Raw genomic sequence first — 19,718 nt, forward strand, 5'->3', positions numbered from 1 at the left:
TGGGGGGCTGCGGGGAACAAGCAACCACGCTGGAACGTCCTCGACAAGGCTATTGCAACCGGCTTGTCTGCTCGTGGTCTTTGAGGCAGGTCCAACTGATGATCGACCTGCCGATCTTTGCCGGATCTTCCTGATTGGAAGGGGGCGGCGTGGCCTTGCCGCGTCGTGCCGCGTGATCGTATCGTGGCGCGCGGCGTGCCATAGAGATCGAGGATCGGGTTGTGGCCGTGAGCTGTCATGGTTTTCTCCTCACGTCCCGCCGCCGAGCGAATGGACGAAAATCGTAAGTTCCTTGACCGTCGTATCGCCGAGGCGCCCTTCCCAGGCAGGCATGACGCCATGCTTGGGAGCGGCCACCTGACGGATGATCGCATCCTCGCCGCGTGCCTTCAGCCAGATCGCATCGGCGAGATCCGGCGCGCCCATTTCGGCTTTTCCTTTGGCGTCGTCGCCGTGACATGCGGCACAGTTATCGACGAAGACCTGTTTTCCGGCCTCTGCGAGACCGGGGTCCGACGGTGTATTGGTCAGTCCCCAGACGTAAGCCGCGACCTGCCTTGTCTGGAGGGGATCCAGAACATCGGCAAAGGGCGGCATCTCGGAAGCATGAGTGTCCGTATCCTCGTTGAAGCGAATTCCATGCGCGATCGTCGCTTGGATGGCATCCAGGTCTCCACCCCACAGCCAATCGTCGTCGTTGAGGTTCGGAAATCCCGGGCCGCCGCTTGCTCCCGAGCCATGGCACGGCGCGCAGTTCACCTTGAATGCAGATGCGCCGCCGGCGACCGCGAATTCGCGAAGAGCAGAATCGGAATCGATCTCGTGCACCGTCTTGGCGGCGATCAGATCACGCAGCGTCGTCTGCGATGCTTTGGCCTGATCCAGGTTCTGCTGCAACTCGGCGCGGCTGGAGAAACCCAGCATGCCCTTGGTGGCGTCGGTAACCATCGGGATCGCGGGATATGCGATCGCATAACCCAAGGCCCAGACGATGGTGGCGTAGAAGGTCCACACCCACCAGCGGGGCATCGGATTGTTGAGTTCGCGGATGCCGTCCCATTCATGTCCGGTCGTTTCGACGCCGCTAAATTCATCGATATGTTTTTCCGACATCTCAATCGTCCTTCAAGGGAATATCGGCGGCTTCTTTCGCCGTTTGCTTGCTGCCTGGGCGAAGGGTGAACACAACCGCGCCGACGAAGAATGCCGCCATTGCCAAAAGGCCCCAGCTGTCAGCGAAGTGTCTCATTGCAGTGTAGGTTTCCATGGATCACCTCATCGGTAGCCGGTCGCGTCGTCGTAGGTCGAGAAATCGACCAACGTTCCGAGCATCTGCAGGTAGGACACCAGGGCATCCATTTCGGTCAGCGCAGCAGGATCGCCGTCGAAATCGCCGGTCTTCGCCTTCGGATAGCGGGCAAGCAGGGTCGTCCTATCTGCGTTCGGATCGGCTTGGGCCTTCATGTCGGCCTCCGCATTCGCCAGCATGTCGTCGTTGTAAGGCACGCCCACGTCCTCGTTGGCCTTTAGGTCCATTCCCACGTCCTTGACCGTCACCCTCTGCTCTTTGAGGAAGGCGTAACTCGGCATGATCGACTCCGGCACGACCGCCCGTGGATCCGCGAGATGCTGGACATGCCATTCGTTGGAGTAACGTGCACCGACACGCGCCAGATCCGGCCCGGTTCGCTTGGATCCCCATTGGAAAGGATGATCGTACATGGACTCGGCCGCGAGCGAATAATGGCCGTAACGTTCGACCTCGTCGCGGAACGGCCTGATCATCTGGCTGTGGCAGAGGTAGCAGCCTTCGCGGATGTAGATGTTCCGGCCGGCCAATTCGAGCGGCGTATACGGCCGCATGCCTTCCACCTTTTCAATCGTATTCTGCAGGTAGAACAGCGGTGCGATTTCGACGATGCCGCCGATGCTCACGACGAGCAGCGAGCCGACGAGAAGAAGCGTCGCGTTCTTCTCGAGGATCTGATGTTTATCTAGTATCGATGCCATGTCTCACCTCATTCGGCAGGCTGTGGTTGGGGCACGAAAGTGGTTGGGATTGCAGCTTCGTCGCGCAAGTGGCCGCGGATCGTCATGAACACGTTCCAGGCCATGACGAGACCGCCTGCCAGGTAAAGCGCTCCGCCGACCGCGCGCAGCACGTAGTAGGGGATCATCGCCGCGACCGTTTCGGCGAAGGAATAGACGAGAAAGCCCTGGGAATTGTATTCGCGCCACATCAGCCCCTGCTGGATACCGGCAACCCAGAGCACGGCGGCGTAGATCACGATCCCGAGGGTCGCGAGCCAGAAGTGCCAGTTGACCATCCGCAGGCTGTAGAGACGTTCGCGCCCCCACAATTTCGGTGTCAGGTAATAGATCGCCCCGAAGGTGATCATCCCGACCCAGCCCAGCGCGCCGGAATGCACATGGCCGATCGTCCATTCGGTATAGTGGCTGAGCGAATTGACCGTTTTGACCGACATCATCGGGCCCTCGAAGGTCGACATGCCGTAAAAGGCGATGGCGACGATCATCATGCGGATGATCGGGTCGGTGCGGATCTTGTCCCAGGCGCCCGAAAGGGTCATCAGGCCGTTGATCATGCCGCCCCAGGAGGGCATCCAGAGCATGACCGAGAAAACCATGCCGAGCGTCTGGGCCCAGTCGGGCAGCGCCGTGTAATGGAGATGGTGCGGGCCGGCCCAGATATACATGAAGATCAGGGCCCAGAAGTGGATGATCGACAGCCGGTACGAATAGACCGGCCGGTTGGCCTGCTTCGGCACGAAATAGTACATCATGCCGAGGAAGCCGGCGGTAAGGAAAAAGCCGACGGCGTTGTGGCCGTACCACCATTGGGTCAGCGCGTCCTGGACACCCGAGGAGACAGAATAGCTCTTGGAGCCAAGGAACGAGGTGGGAACCGCTAGGTTGTTGACCACGTGCAGCATGGCGATGGTGATGATGAAGGCAAGGTAGAACCAGTTTGCTACATAAATGTGCGGCTCTTTGCGCTTCAGGATCGTCCCAAAATACACAGCTAGGTAGGCCACCCAAACGATGGTCAGCCAGAGGTCGACGTACCACTCAGGTTCGGCATATTCACGGCCTTGGGTGATTCCGAGAACGTATCCGGTCGCAGCCATCACAATAAAAAGCTGGTAGCCCCAGAATACGTACCAAGCCAGGCTGCCGCCGAAAAGACGTGCGCGACAGGTGCGTTGCACCACGTAGAACGATGTCATGATGAGCGCGTTGCCGCCGAAGGCGAAGATGACCGCCGACGTATGAACGGGCCGCAGCCTCCCGAAATTGAGATAAGGGGCGATGTTGAGGTCGGGATAGGCAAGTTGCAGCGCGATGATCACGCCAACCAGGAAGCCGACCACGCCCCAGAATACCGTGGCGATCAAGCCATACCGTATCACCTCGTCGAAGTAGCCGGACTTATCGGCGTTACGCTGTTGGCCTGCCGGCGAAAATTCAACCTTGCTGACCATCAGCACAGCCCCCATAACGAGGCAGAGGCAAAGTATGCCCATATGAACCGCAAAGAGATGATCATGCGCGAATGCGGCTAGTAGCAGCGCTAGAAACGCCGCGACCGCGATCACCATCGTTTCCGTTGTGTAATTCATGATGTCGTCCCCAGTACGCCGACGACCGCGTCGCGGCCGTCTTTCTCGCCAGGACTGTCATGAAGCCGCGAATTGCGCCTTGATCTGCGTCAACGAGAGGTCGGGAAAACGGGACTGCGCTACGATTATAATACAATGGGTCGTTTAGTCGTTCGGCACATTGCAACTGTCCTGACATCACGCTGGGTGTGTTAGATCACGTTTTTGTGGTGGATCAGTTCTCCCGGATTGGCGGAACGCGTGATGGGCCAGGTGTTATAGACGAGCGCACGACGACAGATGCAGCCCATCAAACAATGTCAGAGTTTGCTGACGCGCTATAGGATCAACCTGAGGAAGGTGGCCGGAAGAAAAATTATGTTTTTGGCCGACATGCCGTAGGAAACGCCGAATTTAGGGCGCTGCACCCTTGAGGTGAGATGTCCAGAAGGAGGGCTTAGGAAATCGTTGCTAACATCGGCTGGGATACATGTTTCGAGCGGCAACTTGTCGACGGCGTGCAAGCCCGGCGTATAATCAATGAAACACGAGCCGATTGGAAGCAAGCTGCGCGCTTCGCTCGATCGTGTCAGAAACGCCGCTACGGGTGAGCGGCATTATTGTTCCTCTCTATGTTGGTTGTCTGGTCAAAAAGGGGGCCGCCAACACCTGGTTCGCCAAGATAGGTGGAAGTCTCCGATTCGATCAGAGCGTTCCGCAGGGAGCGTTCTCCTCTCGTCGTACAGGGCTGCGCGAGTCGTCCGGCGGCTGGAAGTTGCGCCGAAGACCAACCGCAATGCCATCAAATGGAGGCGCTAGTCATATGCCACCGCGGCGCGGACTGCCGCCAGCCGCATCAATGACCGCGAATGCGAGCTCAATACCTTGCGATGGGTTCTGGCGACCAGCAAGCACTTCATGATCGAGCCTGAGTCAGACAACGATATGCTGGCGCACCGGAGTCGAAGGCTATCAACGTCAGCCGCATTGGACTGCCTCGTCTTCAATAACGGGAAAGCGCCGATCCGGAACCTACAACCCTATCCGTATTCACCGGTCGGGTCTGTCCGCGCCCTGTCCGTGCGATGAAGACTGCATGTTGAACTCGACGATGTGCTGGGTTATCAGAGCGGTGGAACAGGCGATCGCCGCCAGCGATCAAATGGCTACCAAGTCGACGCGTCCCTGGGCGATGGCCAGATCAAGCGATTTCGCCGCCGCCTCCATTCGGGCGTCGCTTGTGGCGCTGTTTAGTCGTTCTCTATCACAAGATCGCCAATGGCTGCAGGATGCATTTGTTCGTGGATGTTTTGCGCATGTGCCATGGCGCTCTCGTAGTTAACGTGAAGGTGGACGCGCGACATCGCGCCATTAAGCTCGGTCACCACGACCTTTGATCCGATGGCGACGGCGCGCGTGCCTCCCGTTTCGACGAGGCGCATCGCGAAATCGATGTCGGTTATGATGCAAAGGCAGGGCCTGCCGTCCTCTTCAAAGCATATCGAGCTAATATCGTGTTGATCAAGAAAGACACAGAGAGCATCGCGTTCTGCAACACTCGCGACAGCTAATACTGCTGTGTCGCGTGCTACTGTCACGGATCTGGAGTATTCGTGGCCTGTGATGACTGTGCCCGTCGCCGCTCCGTTATTAGTCAGTGCTTTGCACACTATGGTGACTGCGTGCTTATTAGCATAATCCACTGCCCTGTGGTGCAGCACCTTTGCGCCCTGTCGCGACATCTGCGCGATTGTCCCATACCCAATCTTCGGGATTAATCGTGCCCCTGGTACAAGATGAGGATCTGCCGTGTAGACGCCCTTAACATCTGAATATATTTCGCACACTTGCCCTCCCAACATAGCCGCGATCACGACCGCTGTCAGATCGGAGCTGTTTCTGCCGAGAAACGTTAGTCTGCCCGACTCATCAACTGCCTGACCACCCGCGACAACGACAATGTCATGCTCCTGAAGTGCAGCCCTGATTGGCTGAGGATCGACGCTTTCAACTGAGGCGCGACCGAAGTCCGAATTTGTGCGTATCCCTAGGACATAGCCGTTCAACGACGTTACGGGAATCCCAAGGCGACTGACCGCAGCTTCCAACAGGCACGCACTCAGCATCTCGCCGATAGCAAGCGTCGCATCGAGATTCGATGGCGTTGCTTCCCTATTGACGCCAAGCACGGTTGATTTCAGCTCGTCGGTCATTCCAGACATTGCGCTGACCACGGCAACTATCTTGCTTCCTCCTTCAGCTCGCAGCTCAGCTAAATACCGAGCAACTCGGGCATAATGGCAAGGGTCTCGAAAACTCGAGCCCCCGAATTTGACAATAGTCGTCTTCATGATTCACCGATCAAATTTTTGGCGATCGCAAGCTGTGCGATGAGGAGTGCGTTGAGTGCGGCCCCAACCTGAACGTTGTCGGCTACAACCCACATCCACAGCCCGCGCGGGTTCTCTGGATTAACTCGGACCCGTCCGACGTGAACATCTGCAGGATCTCCCAGATAGCGCGGCGTTGGATATCCGTCAGCATAAAGTCGAACACCTGGTTCATTTGCCAGGAGCTCATGGACCTGTTCTAGTCGAACATGTTCGTCAAACTCGACGTATACCGCCTCGGAATGACCCGTCTTTACCGGCACTCTGACGCAGGTGGCGGCTAACTGCAGATGAGGCATACCGAAGATCTTCCGTGACTCTTGAACCAGCTTGCGTTCCTCAAGAGCCACGCCTTCGCGGGAAATCTGTCCGATCTGCGGTATGACGTTGAATGCAAGAGGGACAGGGAAGCTCTCCGCAGCGGGTCCGGTGCTCCCCTCGAGCCAGGCTTTGACACCGTCTTCCAGCTCCTTAATCCCGCGCAGGCCAACTCCTGAGGCGGCTTGAAAGGTGGTCAAAAGAACCTGGCTAATGCCGAACGTCGCTATCAACGGTCGCAGTGCCCGAACCAGCTGTATCGTGGAGCAATTTGGATTTGCTACTATTCCAGACGGTGGACGAACCGTAAGTGAACACGCGTTAACTTGTGGTACGATGAGGGGTACGTCAGGCCTCATTCGAAAGGCATTCGAGTTATCAATCACCAAGGCTCCTTGGGATGCGAACCGAGGTATCCATACGCCGCTTACGTCGCCGCCTGCAGAGAAGAATGCAATGTCGGTTTTGGTATCACCGATATCGCTAATGTCGCGGAGTGCCTCAACCTGGTATGTTTGGTCTCGAAACTTGAATTGGCGCGCACCCGAACTGGAGGCGAACATCCGCAGTCGGTTGACCTTAATCTCACTTTTTTCCAATAACTTGATCAGGGCCGTTCCGACCGCCCCGGTTGCTCCAACGATAGAAATATCTAATGGTCTCATGAGTACCTCATTTAGACGCTCGTGGTTGGATCTTGCTTTCAATATTCGAAGCTCGCTTCGGCCGCCCAAGGATGTAACTGGAAGTCTGTCGTCGCGGCTTGATGCACAGTTCAATGCCTCCTCTCTTCAGATCGTTGGACTTTCGACCTGGTGTTTCCTGCAATAATTGCCTCCGAATGGCAGATTGGACGCCTAGAAAGGTCTTCGCGTCGCCAGCCGGATTTGCTTTCAGGAAGCTGCCATGCGGCCTTCTCCACGTCTTCGAACCGATGCGATAGTCTCGCAATTTGGACGGTGCCGGCGGCTTCTAGCGCTCGGAACGGAATTCAAGATTCGTGCGGTGAAAGATGATCAACGGCGATATGAGTCTGGCAGTTCTTTGGACAGACGCGGGCGCACGCTCCGCAGCCGATACAGCGGCCGGGATAATCAATGACCATGATGACCCGACTGAGTTCACCATTAAAGTCGTCCTCGCCATCGCAGGCACCGAGCATGTCGCCTGCTTCATCGATGCCGTAGGGATGCATGACCTCGCGTGAGCAGACCTTGAAGCAGCGACCGCAGCCAATGCAGGTCGCAGGGTTGATCGAATTCAAATATTCCGGCATCCATTGGGATCCGTCGCGAGTCACGCATGAGCTTGTCATAGATTCCTCCAATTTAGCGAGTTCTGCCGATGGCAAATGTGACAGCCGAAGGCCCCCCGATTGCCAGACAAAAACGAGTTGGCAGCTGTCTACAATCTTTGCCCAGCGCAGCCTCACCTTCGCTTCGATGTCTTTCGATCTTGTCGGAGATATTCTCGATCCCGGCGGCTTCCACGAAGGTCCGCGTGTCGCTTGTCTCGTCGTAGGTGGCAAATAGTCTGACCGATGCAAACCGCGCTGTCAGTCCCTTCATATCTTGCGTGACGATCGCAATTCGCAGAGCGCCTGCCGGCAGTTTCGGCCGCTGTTGCTGGAGTCTCCCATTGAAGAGTGAGAGGCGACGAATTGATCTCATTTGCGATTCCCGCCTGTCGGTTGGGTCAACTGGACCGTGGGTTCGGAGGGTGGTTGGCCTGAATGATGTTTGCGAGGTCAAAGATCACATCGCGGGTTCCCCGGTATAATATTGTAAGCTTTTGCTGGCTGCCGACGCGGTCGAAAATTGGCAAACCAAGCCGCATCAGCGGAACGCCGAGGCGTTTGGCAGCTTCCCGGCCGTGCGAGTGTGTGGCGATAAGATCGGCCGTTGCGGCGAGACTCTCCAGATCGCTGAGATCACCGACTTTGACGGTGTTCGCCGGTACCATCTCGAGTGCCTTCGAAGTGCCGGTCGTGGCGACTGCGACCGCAATTTCCGCACCCATGGCAGTAAAAAGATTGGAGAACTGGAAAAGCTGATCCGGCTCGGAGGCGATTGCGATCTTCTTGCCTGCCATATGGAAATGTCCGTCGAGCATCGCATCCTGCAGCTGCATTCGATTGCGGCGGACGTTGAGCGGCGCCTGTTTCCGTGACAGAGCGGCAAGCACGCGAATAAAGCGATCGACGTTCTCTAGGCCCGTTAGCGATCTAAACAGGACGTATGGGACGCGGGTCAGTCTCTGTAGCGCTTCAGCCGGTCGCCGCATATGCTCACCGATTGCGATACACTGCATCGCAGTACCAAGATCGCGGATTTCCTGCACTTTCGTGCCGCCATATGTGGTCGGCATCCATTCTTCGGGGATGGACCCGTCGAGCGCTCCCGACACATCGGGAAGGATAACCGGATCGAGCCCGAAGCTTACGGCCGTCTCGCGCAAATGTTCAATATCAGCAACTGTTAAGTTGCAGCCAGGCAAGATCGCGATCTTGCCTGCATCTCGATACTGCTTTTCAGGTCGTGTTATTGCCTCGATCATGGCGGTAACAGCTTTAGACCAACCTTCCTCTATGGCGCCGTCAAAGTCCGGCGTGTTGGCGAGTACCACTTCGGTGCCCACAAGTTCTATCGCCCGCTTGCGTTTTATGTTTTCGACGTCACCGGCGACATCCTCGTCGCGGGCCTCTACCGATGCGGTCGTGCATATCCCGATCAGTCGTGGTCTTGTGCGGGCTTTGAGGCTGAGAATTGCCTCTTCGAGACGATCCGCGCCGCCGACGATTATCGCGGTTTCGTTCATCGCCGTCGTTTGCAGCGGGATCGCTTCATTGAAATGCCTCACGAGCAGTGCGAGCGCGAAGCTCGTACATCCCTGGCTGCCATGGAGCAGAGGTATTGCGCCGTCGACGCCGAGAAAGGCGAAGGCAGCACCAAGCGGCTGAGACGACTTCAGGGGGTTGACCGCCGCCGACTTATTTTGAGATACGACGCGTGCCATAGTACGACCTCAACATTTTTTGCGAGTGATCTCGCGGTTTTGGTTCGACGCGCTTACGCTTCTCTTTTAGCTCGTTTTTAAACGACCAAGGCCGGCTCCCATGGCGCCGGCTCGCGCACCTGCGGCCACATCGGATTGTGGATTGCCAGGTCAATTTGTCGAGCAAGTTGCACCATTCCCTCATAGCCAGCGTAAGCGTGATGACGCTCCTGGTTGATGTCGAGCCAGGGCAGTTTTGCCTTTAGCGCTATATACTGGGTGCGTCCGCCCGACAGCATGATGTCAGCCTTTCTCTCGAGTAGAAGCGAGAAAAGTTCGCGCGGCGACATCGAATCGAACAGGAGGTTCTCCTCCTTCAGGGTCTGTTTCACTCGCTCTCTATCTTCGAGCGTCGATTTCTTGACTGATGTGCCGACGATCTCCATGCCGATCTCCATCAAGGCATGGACGACCGACCATGATTTCACGCCGCCTGTATTTAGAAGCACGCGCTTGCCCTCAAGGCGAGGTCGGTAGGCTTCCAGCCTCTTCCACACTTTTTCCTCTTCTTCCGCTACAAGGATTTCCGTGCGACGCAAAAGCGAGGGGTCGGCACCTTTCCTTACAAGCAGATCGGCGATCCGCCGGAGCGCCTCCGAGGTGCCGGAAATGCCATAGAAGGAGCCCTCAAAAAATGGAATGTCCCAGCGTTCCTGCATCTTACGTGCCAAAGCAACGAACGCTGTCGAACACACCGTCATCGCTGCGCGTGAGCGGTGGGCGGAGGCGACGTGCAGGTATCGCGCGTCTCCCGGGATACAGGCGCGGACGCGGATGCCGAGCTTATCCAAGAGCGGCTTCACCAGCCAGAACTCACCCGAGAGGTTAAATTCGCCGAGTATGTTGATATCGCAAACGCTTGGTTCATCGGCCTCCACGGTACCAATGACATGCTTTAGTAGCGCCTCGCCCGCTAGCTTGTTGCCGAGGTTCTTAGATCCGAGGAAGCCTGGCGCATTGACCGGCACCACTGGTAACGCAAATTCGTCCGACGCTCGCTTGCAAAGAACCTCGATGTCGTCGCCGATCATCGCCGTTATGCAGGTTGAATAGACGAAGATTGCCGCGGGCGCATACCCCTCCTTGATTTCCCGGATTGCTTTAAAGAGCTTCCGTTCACTGTGGCCCATTACGATGTCGATTTCCGTAAGATCAGTCGTGAAGCTCGTGCGCCAAAGTGTTGGACCTGACGAGGCAGTGCCACGGTTGTCCCAGGAATTTCCCTCGCAGGCGAGCGGTCCGTGAATCAGATGCGCGACATCGGTAATCGGCTGCAGTGCGACCTTGGCGCCGTCGAAAGCGCAACCGCCGACAGCCGTTCCCGGGGCCATTGGCCTCGCGCAATTCTTTCGGCGCGCCTTAGGACCCTTGCCGCCGCTCCTTTCACTCGCTAGCTCGTGGAAGGCATCTTTGATTTTGGCGTTGGGCGAGGACATTCGTCTGCCTTCATATCTGGTTTGAGAGATAGGCCGCCTGGCCGGCCGCCGCTCTTAGCGAGTGAGGTCATACGAATAGTCTGTCACACCGGCGTGCATTGTTTCGCGATCGAGGTTGTCGAAGATCTTGTCGAGGATCGCGGTCAAAAGACGCAGTCCGCCCTGGTAGCCCATGAGGGGGAATCGATGATGATGGTGCCGGTCAAAAATTGGAAACGTCAGCCGAACCAGTGGGGTACCGGTGTCCCGTTCGAGATACTTCCCATAAGAATTGCCTATCAGGAGATCCACGGGCTCAGTGAAAAGTAGCGAGCGCAGTGCCCAGAGATCTTTGCCTGGCCAAACCTGTGCATTCTTCCCGAAGGGCGAGGATGCGAGGAGTTCCTTCATCTCGTCCTCCCAAGCTGAGGTGCCGTTAGTGGCAAGGCAGTGGGTTGGCTCGCCGCCGGTTTCCATGATGAAGCGCGCCATCCCATAGACGAAATCTGGATCGCCGTAGATCGCGTATTTTTTTCCATACAGCCAAGCTTGGCTGTCCGCCATCGCGTCGATGAGTCGCCCGCGCTCCAGACGGATCACCTCGGGAATTTCTCTCGTGGAAATGTCAGATATCGCCATCAGGAGTTCGTCGGTAGCTTCGACGCCAAGAGGATAGCGGAAGGAGGTCGTCGCTTGTCCAACGGCTCTGCAGTAATCCAGCGTCTTGCGAGTGTTGTAATATTGCAGGGACAACGTCCCCTCCGCGTTCAACGCCGCCTTCACGTCATTGATTTTGGTCCCCCCGTCATACATACGAAAGTTACCATCGGAGGGGGTATCGAACTGATCTGATGCGTCCTGGATGAACATGTAAGTCACTTGCATCAAGTCGAGCAGGCGTTTTAATTCGCGATTGTTCCCAACGCAGAAGCCATCAAATCCAGGAATGATGTTAATAGAAGCGGTGGCTTCACTTCGCGCGGTGCCCTTCCAGAAATTCTCCAGCACACCTTTTACCATGCTGTCGTAGCCATCGACATGGCTGCCGACAAAGGCTGGTGTGTGGGCAAAGGGGACATCGAAATCGCGCGGGACCGAACCTTCACTTTTGGCATTTTCGATAAAACCATGCAGGTCATCTCCGATGACCTCTGCCATACATGTGGTCGACACCGCGATCATCTTCGGGTTATAGAGCTTGTACGTGTTGGCGAGACCGTCGACCATATTTTTCAGGCCACCAAAAACAGCCGCGTCTTCTGTCATCGATGACGAGACCACCGATGACGGCTCCTTGAAATGGCGCGATAGGTGCGATCTGTAGTAGGCAACGCAACCTTGGCTGCCATGGACGAACGACATCGTTCGCTCGAATCCCGCCGCTGCGAACACCGCACCGAGGGGCTGGCAGGCTTTGGCTGGATTGACGACAAGGGCTTGGCGGGCCAAGTTTTTCTCTCGGTATTCCCAGCTCTTCGTGAATTCGCGCTGGTCCGACACGACCTGATCCGGGTGTGGGCACTCGAATTTCAGCTTTTTTTTGGCCAACATCTTCCTGTATTCCGGCTCGCAGAATAGGGGCGCGTGGTCGAGAGTTTTCTCAGCTGACTGCGGCATAGGGTCACCTCTTTCGATCTGGCCGCGGCTCAAGGGCGGTCCAGAAACATGCGTCGTTTAAGCCGTTGCGCGTTTACGCGCGAACGCTATGTTCTCACCCAGCAACCGCCGCCAAAATGCGGTCATTTTTCCAGGGCGCGTCGTAGAGACCCCAAACTGGATTGTTGATGGCCATGTCCATGTCCCGAGCGAAAATTGCGAAGCCGTCATAACCGTGATACGGACCAGAATAGTCCCAGGAGTGCATCTGACGGAATGGAATGCCCATTTTCTGCACCGGGTATTTTTCTTTAACGCCGGACCCGACGAGATCGGGCCGAATTCCCTCAATGAATTTCTCAAGTTCATAGCCAGTCACATCGTCGTAGATCAGCGTGCCATCTTTTACATAATGGCCAGTGCGCTGATAGTCGTCGCCGTGACCGAATTCGTAACCGGTTCCTACGATTTCCATCCCGAGGTCCTCATAGGCGGTGACGACGTGACGAGGACGCAATCCCCCGACGTAGAGCATCACCCGTTTGCCGGAAAGGCGCTGCCAGTATTTGTCGATTACGGCCCAAACGAGGGGTTGGTATTTGGCTATGACCTTTTCGGCTTTTTCTTGGATCTCCGGCCCGAAGTGTTCGGCAATGTTGCGCAGCGAGGCATCGATTTGGGAGTGTCCAAAGAAATTATATTCCATCCAAGGGATGCCATATTTTTCCTCCATGTGCCTGGAGATGTAATTCATCGACCGATAGCAGTGAATGAGGTTGAGTGCCGCTCTCGGCGCGCGCTCCACTTCGGCGAGAGTTGCATCTCCGGACCAGTTGCCGACCACGCGCAATCCGATCTCCTCGAGCAGGATGCGTGAGGCCCATGCGTCGCCGCCAATGTTATAGTCGCCTATGACATTTACGTCGTAGGGACCTGGATCGAATTTTATGTCTTTCTTGTCGAAGACCCAATCTCGAATTGCGTCGTTGGCGATGTGGTGGCCAAGCGATTGCGACACGCCACGGAAGCCTTCGCAGCGTACTGGCACGACGGTCGTCGCGTGTTCTTTGGCCTTCTTTCGCGCTACGGCCTCAATATCGTCGCCAATCAGACCGATCGGACATTCCGATTGTAGGGTGATGCCATTGCTTAGCGGGAAAAGTTCAGCAATCTCATCGATGACCTTTTCCAGTTTCTTGTCACCACCGAAAACGATATCTTTTTCCTGAAAATCAGATGTAAATTGCATCGTCACGAATGTGTCGATGCCTGTCAGACCGACGTAATAGTTGCGACGTTGCGACCAGGAATATTGACCGCAACCCACAGGCCCGTGTGAAATGTGAACCATATCCTTGATTGGTCCCCAGACGACACCTTTTGAACCGGCATAGGCGCAGCCGCGTATCGTCATCACGCCTGGAACAGACTTGATGTTCGACTTTACCTCGCATTCGCTGATCGCGTTTGCGTCCGTTTCGCTCGTTGCAACGCTAAGGTGTTTACTGCGGCGCTTCGCTGCTTTGCCCGGATATTGCGACAGCACGTCTGCAATAAGCTTCGCATGGAAGTCACTGTCATTGTCGTATTTGAGGCTCATTGACACTACCCCTTAGAAAATCCGGATGTATCCTCACGGCGAAACCTCCCTCACGAGACGGCGGGCGCCTTGCGTGTCGCTGCGCGTCAGTGTGATCACTGGGCAGCTATCAACTTGGCATCCCTTGCTTGAAGTTCGGCAAGCATCTGCTCATCGGTTTTCATGATCCCGAAATCGAGCAGCATGTCCTCAAGTTCTTCCATGGTGATGGGGGTCGGGATGGTGCCTTTGCCCGAATTGTCATGTATTCTTTGGGCAAGTGTCCGGTACTCGGCCGCTTGCTGAGAGTCCGGCGCATATTGGATCACCGTCATCTTTCTAAGTTCTGCATGTTGGACAATGTTGTCGCGTGGCACGAAGTGGATGAGCTTGGAATTGAGTTTGGCAGCCAGCGCTTCGGCGAGGTCGAGTTCGCGGTCGGTCTGACGCTCGTTACAAATTAGGCCACCTAGGCGCACGCTGCCGCCTGCAGCATATTTCAGGATGCCCCTGGCGATATTGTTGGCGGCATAGAGTGCCATCATTTCGCCGGACATGACGATGTAGATTTCCTGAGCTTTGTTTTCACGGATCGGCATCGCGAAGCCGCCGCACACAACGTCACCGAGCACGTCATAAGACACGTAGTCGACATCGTTGTAGGCGCCGTTCTCTTCGAGAAAGTTGATCGACGTGATAACGCCGCGTCCCGCGCATCCGACGCCTGGCTCCGGGCCGCCAGACTCCACGCATTTGATACCTTTATAGCCTACCTTGAGCACGTCTTCGAGTTCAAGATCTTCAACCGAACCTCTCGTTGCTGCGAGATCAAGAACCGTATCCTGGGCCTTCGAGTTCAAGATCAGGCGCGTAGAATCGGCCTTAGGGTCACAGCCGACGATGAGGATCTTCTGCCCATGGTCCACAAGGGCGGCTAGTGTGTTTTGGGACGTAGTGGACTTGCCAATTCCGCCCTTTCCATAGAATGCAATTTGACGCAGAGCTGCCATGTCTGGCGTTCCTTCATGTGTTCGAGGCGGTGCGGTTATCCTGCAACGCGGATGCCGAGGCCGTCCCGCGGCCTCGCAATAGCTCTCAAGATTCGTGCCAAGCGGGCCGATTGAGCTGACGAACAATAATTCGCTGCGATTCCAGTTATGTGGACGTAAAATACGGGATTGAGAACAAGAACGCTTGTCACGTAACCGACAAAGGTGATGACAATGTCGAAATAGATTGTCACCGTCTAAGGGCTAATGAATGGTGGCCCTTTGTGCAATATCTGACCAACCGACAGGATGTCTCTTTTTGGGTAGCTTCTAGAACTATTGTTAGAGCAGCTGCTATCCCATCACCAGACCGGCCGTAACGAATTCTGATCGCCCCCGTAAAGAGTTGTCTTCGGTGAATATTGATGATGATCATGCCATCTAAGCTCGACTGCGCTACGGCGAGTGGGCTACTTGACAAGGAAGACGTCACTCGCGCCTCGACTGGTCCCCTACATAAGGCTAACTTCCTGCTCTGCTGTCGGTCATGATAGTGGCAGTGATGTCAATGAAGCTCTCGCCCCTGCTCACGCGGTCAGCAATCATGACCACTCGACGATGAAGAAGTGAACCGCGCCGGGTTTGCCGGAGGCTCCAACTTCTGAGAAAGTGGAGCCGATATGAGCAAGACAACGAACAAGTTTTCACCGGAAGTCCGCGCCCGAGCCGTGCGGATGGTTTTGGATCACGAAGGCGAGCATTCCTCGCGATGGGCGGCGGTGTCCTCAATCGCCGCCAAGATCGGCTGCACTGCGCAGACGCTCAATGAGTGGGTGAAGAAGGCCGAAGTGGACAATGGTTCCCGGCCTGGGCTCCCAAGCGACGTCGCCGAGAGGATGAAGGCGCTGGAGCGAGAGAACCGTGAGCTTCGGCAGGCCAACGAGATTTTGCGCAAGGCGTCAGCATATTTCGCGATGGCGGAGCTCGACCGCCCATTGAAGCGATGATCTCGTTCATCGACGAACACCGCGCAGTGTTCGGGGTCGAGCCGATCTGCAGGCTGCTGCCGATTGCCCCATCAACCTACTACGAGAACGTGGCCAAGCGTGTGGATGTGGATCGTCTATCGATCCGCGCCCGCAGGGATATAAGCCTGAAGATCGAGATACGTCGTGTCTTCGAGCAGAACTACCGCGTCTATGGCGTTCGGAAGGTCTGGCGGCAGTTGAAGCGAGAAGGCTTCGATGTCGCCCGCTGCACCGTCACTCGGCTTATGAGGTCGATGAGCCTGCAAGGTATCATTCGGGGAAAGCCGATCCGCACGACGTTCCCCGACAGAACGGCTCCGAGGGTAATCCTCCCGGGCATTAAAGGGGTTCAAAAGTAGAATTTTCTCGGCAAGATGCTCGAGGAGATTTTGATGAAGAAGAGCCGATTTAGCGAAGCCCAGATCATGTCGGTGTTACGCCAGGCGGAGGGTGGGATGCCTGTTCCTGACCTGTGCCGCGAACATGGCATCAGCACCGCGTCGTTTTACAAGTGGCGTGCGAAGTATGGCGGGATGGACGCCTCCATGGTGAGCCAGATGAAGGCGCTGGAAGAAGAGAACCGCCGCCTGAAGCGGATGTATGCGGATTTGAGCATGCAAGCCGATCTGTTGAAGGAGGCTCTTGGAAAAAAATGACGCGGCCATCTCAGCGCCGGGAGCTGGCCGAGAAAGCAGTGGCGAAACGCGGTGTGAGTATCGCGCTGGCGTGCCGGACGTTTGGCGTCAGCGAAACCTGTTACCGGTATAGCCCACAACGCAATGTCGACAACGAGCAGATTGCCGATCTGTTGCTTGGGCTTGTGAAGATAAAGAAGACGTGGGGTTTTGGCCTCTGCTTCCTGCACCTGCGCAATGTTCAGGGGTATCGCTGGAACCACAAGCGGGTCTACCGCATCTACCGGGAGCTTGAGCTGAATCTGCGGATCAAGCCTCGCCGGCGGCTGAAGCGCGAGAAGCCGGATGAATTGGCAGTTCCGGCTGCGCCGAATATGGTCTGGTCGATGGATTTCATGGCCGACCGTCTCGCAGACGGTCGCCAGTTCAGGCTTCTGAACGTGTTGGACGACTTCAACCGCGAGGGCTTGGGCATTGAAGTCGACTTCTCGCTACCCGCCGAAAGGGTCGTGCGCAGTCTCAACCAGATCATCGAATGGCGGGGCAAGCCGCTGGCGATCAGGGTTGATAACGGCCCGGAATACGTCAGCGGCACGCTCATGGAATGGGCTGAAACACGGGGAATTGCCCTGAATTACATTCAGCCAGGCAAACCGCAACAGAACGCCTATGTCGAGCGCTACAATCGAACCGTTCGGCATGAATGGCTTGATCTGTATATTTTTGACAGCATAACGGAGGTGCAGGAGATCGCCACAGAGTGGCTTTGGACATATAACCATGAACGGCCCAACATGGGCATTGGCGGCGTCACACCCGCTCAGAAACTGAAAATGGCCGCGTAAATTCTACAGTCAAACCCCGTTAAAACGGGGAGGATTACCCTACGACGAACTGTGCGCTCATTACCGCATGACGCCGACGCGCAACAACAAGGGCGTCGCGCACGAGAACGGCTCGATCGAAAGTTCCCACGGCCATCTCAAGAAAGCGATCCGCGATGCTCTGCTGATGCGCGGAACCAGGGACTTTGGCGATCTCGTCTCCTACCGCGCGTTCATCGACGAGATCGTCAGCCGCCGCAATGCCACGCATGGCAAGCGCATCGATGCCGAGCGTCCGCATCTGCAGGCGCTTCCCGATCGTCGCACCACCGACTTCGAGGAAATCATCGTTACCGTATCGAGCACCGGCGGCTTCGCCTTGCGCAAGGTCTTCTACACCGTACCTTCCCGTTTGATCGGCCACCGGCTACGGGTACGTCTGTTCGATGATCGCCTCGACGTCTTCATCGGCGGCACGCATCTGCTGACGTTGCCCCGAGGCCGCGCCCATGCGAATGGCAAGCACGATCAGGTCGTCAACTATCACCACGTCATTCATTCCCTGCGCAAAAAGCCGATGGCACTTTTAGGGCTCGTTTATCGCGACAAACTCTTTCCCCGGCCGGAATATCGAAGGACTTTCGACGCTCTCATCCAGCAACTGCCCGAGCGGCAGGCTTGCAAGATCACCGTCGAACTGCTGGCGCTGGCGCATGATCGCGGGTGCGAACGTGAACTGGCCGAGGAGCTTGCCAGGACGCTCAACGCCCGCAAACTGCCTGACCTGGCGGCCTTGAGAGCGGTCTTTGGCCCGGACCCGGACCAGTTGCCGATCGTTCGTGTCCAACTCGCATCGCTCGATGGCTATGAAGCTCTAATCGGCGCGGCCTATGCGGGAGAGATCGCGTGAAGAGTATCCACACAGTCGACGAAGCCCGCCTCGGCATCATGCTCAACGAACTGAGGCTGCCGACGATCAAGACGCTCTGGCAGCAATTTGCCGAGCAGGCCGATCGGGAAGGATGGCCTGCCGCCCGTTTCCTCTCGGCCATCGCCGAGCATGAATTGGCCGAACGGGCACATCGCAGGATCGAAAGACACCTCGCCGAGGCCCACCTGCCACCCGGAAAGACGCTCGACAGCTTCGCCTTCGACGCTGTGCCCATGGTCTCCAAGGCCCAGGTCATGGCGATTGCAGCCGGCGATAGTTGGCTCGCCAAAGGAGCCAATATCCTGATGTTCGGCCCGCCCGGCGGCGGAAAGAGCCACCTTGCCGCGGCCATCGGCCTCGCGCTGATCGAGAACGGCTGGCGCGTGCTCTTCACCCGCACGACCGACCTCGTCCAGAAGCTTCAGGTCGCGCGCCGCGAACTCCAGCTCGAAGCCGCCATCGCAAAGCTCGACAAGTTCGATCTGCTCGTCCTCGACGACCTGGCCTACGTCACCAAGGACCAGGCCGAAACGAGCGTGCTCTTCGAACTCATCTCCGCAAGATATGAGCGGCGTTCCATCATGATCACCGCCAATCAGCCCTTTGGAGAATGGAACCGCGTCTTTCCGGACCCAGCCATGACGCTTGCCGCGGTGGACCGACTTGTTCATCACGCAACGATCTTCGAGATGAATGTCGAAAGCTACCGGCGACGTTCCGCCATGGAAGCCAAACGCCAGCGTGGCAGGCCAGCGTCATTCGCGACAATCAAAGGCACCTCACAGTTTGTCGCGGAGCGGCAATCAGAACACGACGAAACTCTTGCCAGCGACAATCAGCATGATACCTTCATCCCGACCGCGACATAAGAATCTCATCCAGATTGTCGCTCGCGTCTCATCCTGATCGTCGCGCTATACCGTCGGTTAAAACGAAGGACTGGCTGCGTGGCGATCTCTTTTCGACCTTCCAGCGCGGGAATATGCACGTCCCCGGATTCTTTCCTCATTCGGCCCGCATACCGGCACTCGCCCGCCTGGAGCAGGTCCCGGAGAAAGACGGAACATGGGTTGGAGGGTTATCGGCGTTGCAACAGATGAGGAAGCTGCGAAGGCCGAGGCTAGTCTAGAGCTCCACCTGTGCATGTGGCTCACGGCAAAGTTCCCTCATTAACGCGGCTGGCGCACCAGCAAGAAGCGAACGATCTGACAAAGGAGAACGAAATGAATGCCGCTGGACAATCATTGATCGATCGCATCTGGGCGGCGATAGAGGCGAAGGATTGGAAGACGGCACTTTCGTTACTACAAGATGGCATCAGTGTTATGCCGGAGAGCCT

The 19,718-nt window shown here is 56.6% G+C and carries 14 protein-coding genes, 3 pseudogenes and 1 other annotated feature; of the genes and pseudogenes, 4 read left to right on the forward strand and 13 right to left on the reverse strand.

The window, feature by feature from the left end; genetic code table 11:
• Positions 1-49: 49 nt before the first annotated feature.
• The 13 genes and pseudogenes from J2J99_RS34305 to nifH all read right to left on the reverse strand — a co-directional run bounded on the left by J2J99_RS34305 (position 50) and on the right by nifH (position 14,982).
• A pseudogene (locus J2J99_RS34305) lies at positions 50-239 on the reverse strand (hypothetical protein).
• Positions 240-249: 10 nt separating this feature from the next.
• Positions 250-1,113, reverse strand: a complete 864-nt coding sequence (ccoP, locus tag J2J99_RS29770) for a cytochrome-c oxidase, cbb3-type subunit III (RefSeq protein ID WP_168301769.1) — start codon at positions 1,111-1,113, stop codon at positions 250-252.
• Between the two features lies 1 nt (position 1,114).
• The gene (locus tag J2J99_RS29775; RefSeq protein WP_003568501.1) at positions 1,115-1,267 is read right to left on the reverse strand and encodes a CcoQ/FixQ family Cbb3-type cytochrome c oxidase assembly chaperone; all 153 of its coding nucleotides are present in this window, start codon (positions 1,265-1,267) and stop codon (positions 1,115-1,117) included.
• 8 nt (positions 1,268-1,275) lie between these two features.
• Entirely contained in the window at positions 1,276-2,010 is a 735-nt protein-coding gene (ccoO, locus tag J2J99_RS29780; protein ID WP_168301768.1) for a cytochrome-c oxidase, cbb3-type subunit II, read from the reverse strand.
• Positions 2,011-2,018: 8 nt separating this feature from the next.
• Positions 2,019-3,641, reverse strand: coding sequence for a cytochrome-c oxidase, cbb3-type subunit I (gene ccoN, locus J2J99_RS29785; RefSeq protein WP_168301767.1), 1,623 nt, complete (start codon positions 3,639-3,641; stop codon positions 2,019-2,021).
• 1,229 nt (positions 3,642-4,870) lie between these two features.
• The gene (locus J2J99_RS29790; protein ID WP_168301766.1) at positions 4,871-5,971 is read right to left on the reverse strand and encodes an aspartate kinase; all 1,101 of its coding nucleotides are present in this window, start codon (positions 5,969-5,971) and stop codon (positions 4,871-4,873) included.
• Positions 5,968-6,993, reverse strand: a complete 1,026-nt coding sequence (locus J2J99_RS29795; protein WP_168301765.1) for an aspartate-semialdehyde dehydrogenase — start codon at positions 6,991-6,993, stop codon at positions 5,968-5,970. Before J2J99_RS29795 ends, J2J99_RS29790 begins: the two co-directional genes overlap by 4 nt.
• 326 nt (positions 6,994-7,319) lie before the next feature.
• The gene (gene fdxB, locus J2J99_RS29800) at positions 7,320-7,643 is read right to left on the reverse strand and encodes a ferredoxin III, nif-specific (RefSeq protein ID WP_168301764.1); all 324 of its coding nucleotides are present in this window, start codon (positions 7,641-7,643) and stop codon (positions 7,320-7,322) included.
• Positions 7,644-8,023: 380 nt separating this feature from the next.
• Positions 8,024-9,343, reverse strand: a complete 1,320-nt coding sequence (nifN, locus tag J2J99_RS29805) for a nitrogenase iron-molybdenum cofactor biosynthesis protein NifN (protein ID WP_168301763.1) — start codon at positions 9,341-9,343, stop codon at positions 8,024-8,026.
• Positions 9,344-9,420: 77 nt separating this feature from the next.
• The gene (nifE, locus tag J2J99_RS29810) at positions 9,421-10,818 is read right to left on the reverse strand and encodes a nitrogenase iron-molybdenum cofactor biosynthesis protein NifE (protein WP_168301762.1); all 1,398 of its coding nucleotides are present in this window, start codon (positions 10,816-10,818) and stop codon (positions 9,421-9,423) included.
• A 54-nt stretch (positions 10,819-10,872) separates the two neighbouring features.
• Complete coding sequence (gene nifK / locus J2J99_RS29815) at positions 10,873-12,414, reverse strand: nitrogenase molybdenum-iron protein subunit beta (protein WP_168301761.1); 1,542 nt, start codon at positions 12,412-12,414, stop codon at positions 10,873-10,875.
• A 94-nt stretch (positions 12,415-12,508) separates the two neighbouring features.
• Positions 12,509-13,993, reverse strand: coding sequence for a nitrogenase molybdenum-iron protein alpha chain (gene nifD, locus J2J99_RS29820; protein ID WP_168301760.1), 1,485 nt, complete (start codon positions 13,991-13,993; stop codon positions 12,509-12,511).
• 95 nt (positions 13,994-14,088) lie between these two features.
• Complete coding sequence (gene nifH, locus J2J99_RS29825; RefSeq protein ID WP_003551759.1) at positions 14,089-14,982, reverse strand: nitrogenase iron protein; 894 nt, start codon at positions 14,980-14,982, stop codon at positions 14,089-14,091.
• A 659-nt stretch (positions 14,983-15,641) separates the two neighbouring features.
• On the opposite strand from nifH, the pseudogene J2J99_RS29830 reads away from it, so the two are divergent.
• The 4 genes and pseudogenes from J2J99_RS29830 to istB all read left to right on the forward strand — a co-directional run.
• A pseudogene (locus J2J99_RS29830) lies at positions 15,642-16,306 on the forward strand (IS3 family transposase); the annotation flags it as partial.
• Positions 15,923-16,039: a sequence feature (AL1L pseudoknot), on the forward strand. (Overlaps the previous pseudogene by 117 nt.)
• 75 nt (positions 16,307-16,381) lie before the next feature.
• A protein-coding gene (locus J2J99_RS29835; protein ID WP_168302474.1) for an IS3 family transposase occupies positions 16,382-17,469 on the forward strand; the annotation gives its coding sequence in 2 pieces (ribosomal slippage) (positions 16,382-16,643 and positions 16,643-17,469; 1,089 coding nt in all).
• A gap of 40 nt (positions 17,470-17,509) precedes the next feature.
• Positions 17,510-18,358: pseudogene (locus tag J2J99_RS29840) on the forward strand (IS21 family transposase); the annotation flags it as partial.
• 38 nt (positions 18,359-18,396) lie between these two features.
• Positions 18,397-19,248, forward strand: a complete 852-nt coding sequence (istB, locus tag J2J99_RS29845) for an IS21-like element helper ATPase IstB (protein WP_205919394.1) — start codon at positions 18,397-18,399, stop codon at positions 19,246-19,248.
• The last annotated feature ends 470 nt before the right edge of the window (positions 19,249-19,718 follow it).

This window comes from Rhizobium binae (genome assembly GCF_017357225.1).
Lineage (GTDB): Bacteria > Pseudomonadota > Alphaproteobacteria > Rhizobiales > Rhizobiaceae > Rhizobium > Rhizobium binae.

Coding starts and splice junctions, on each gene's coding strand:
- nifH (WP_003551759.1), bottom strand. CDS start 14,982: ATGGCAGCTCTGCGTCAAATTGCATTCTATGGAAAGGGCGGAATTGGC.
- J2J99_RS29775 (WP_003568501.1), bottom strand. CDS start 1,267: ATGGAAACCTACACTGCAATGAGACACTTCGCTGACAGCTGGGGCCTT.
- nifN (WP_168301763.1), bottom strand. CDS start 9,343: ATGGCACGCGTCGTATCTCAAAATAAGTCGGCGGCGGTCAACCCCCTG.
- istB (WP_205919394.1), top strand. CDS start 18,397: ATGCTCAACGAACTGAGGCTGCCGACGATCAAGACGCTCTGGCAGCAA.
- J2J99_RS29790 (WP_168301766.1), bottom strand. CDS start 5,971: ATGAAGACGACTATTGTCAAATTCGGGGGCTCGAGTTTTCGAGACCCT.
- J2J99_RS29795 (WP_168301765.1), bottom strand. CDS start 6,993: ATGAGACCATTAGATATTTCTATCGTTGGAGCAACCGGGGCGGTCGGA.
- nifK (WP_168301761.1), bottom strand. CDS start 12,414: ATGCCGCAGTCAGCTGAGAAAACTCTCGACCACGCGCCCCTATTCTGC.
- nifD (WP_168301760.1), bottom strand. CDS start 13,993: ATGAGCCTCAAATACGACAATGACAGTGACTTCCATGCGAAGCTTATT.
- ccoP (WP_168301769.1), bottom strand. CDS start 1,113: ATGTCGGAAAAACATATCGATGAATTTAGCGGCGTCGAAACGACCGGA.
- ccoN (WP_168301767.1), bottom strand. CDS start 3,641: ATGAATTACACAACGGAAACGATGGTGATCGCGGTCGCGGCGTTTCTA.
- ccoO (WP_168301768.1), bottom strand. CDS start 2,010: ATGGCATCGATACTAGATAAACATCAGATCCTCGAGAAGAACGCGACG.
- fdxB (WP_168301764.1), bottom strand. CDS start 7,643: ATGACAAGCTCATGCGTGACTCGCGACGGATCCCAATGGATGCCGGAA.
- nifE (WP_168301762.1), bottom strand. CDS start 10,818: ATGTCCTCGCCCAACGCCAAAATCAAAGATGCCTTCCACGAGCTAGCG.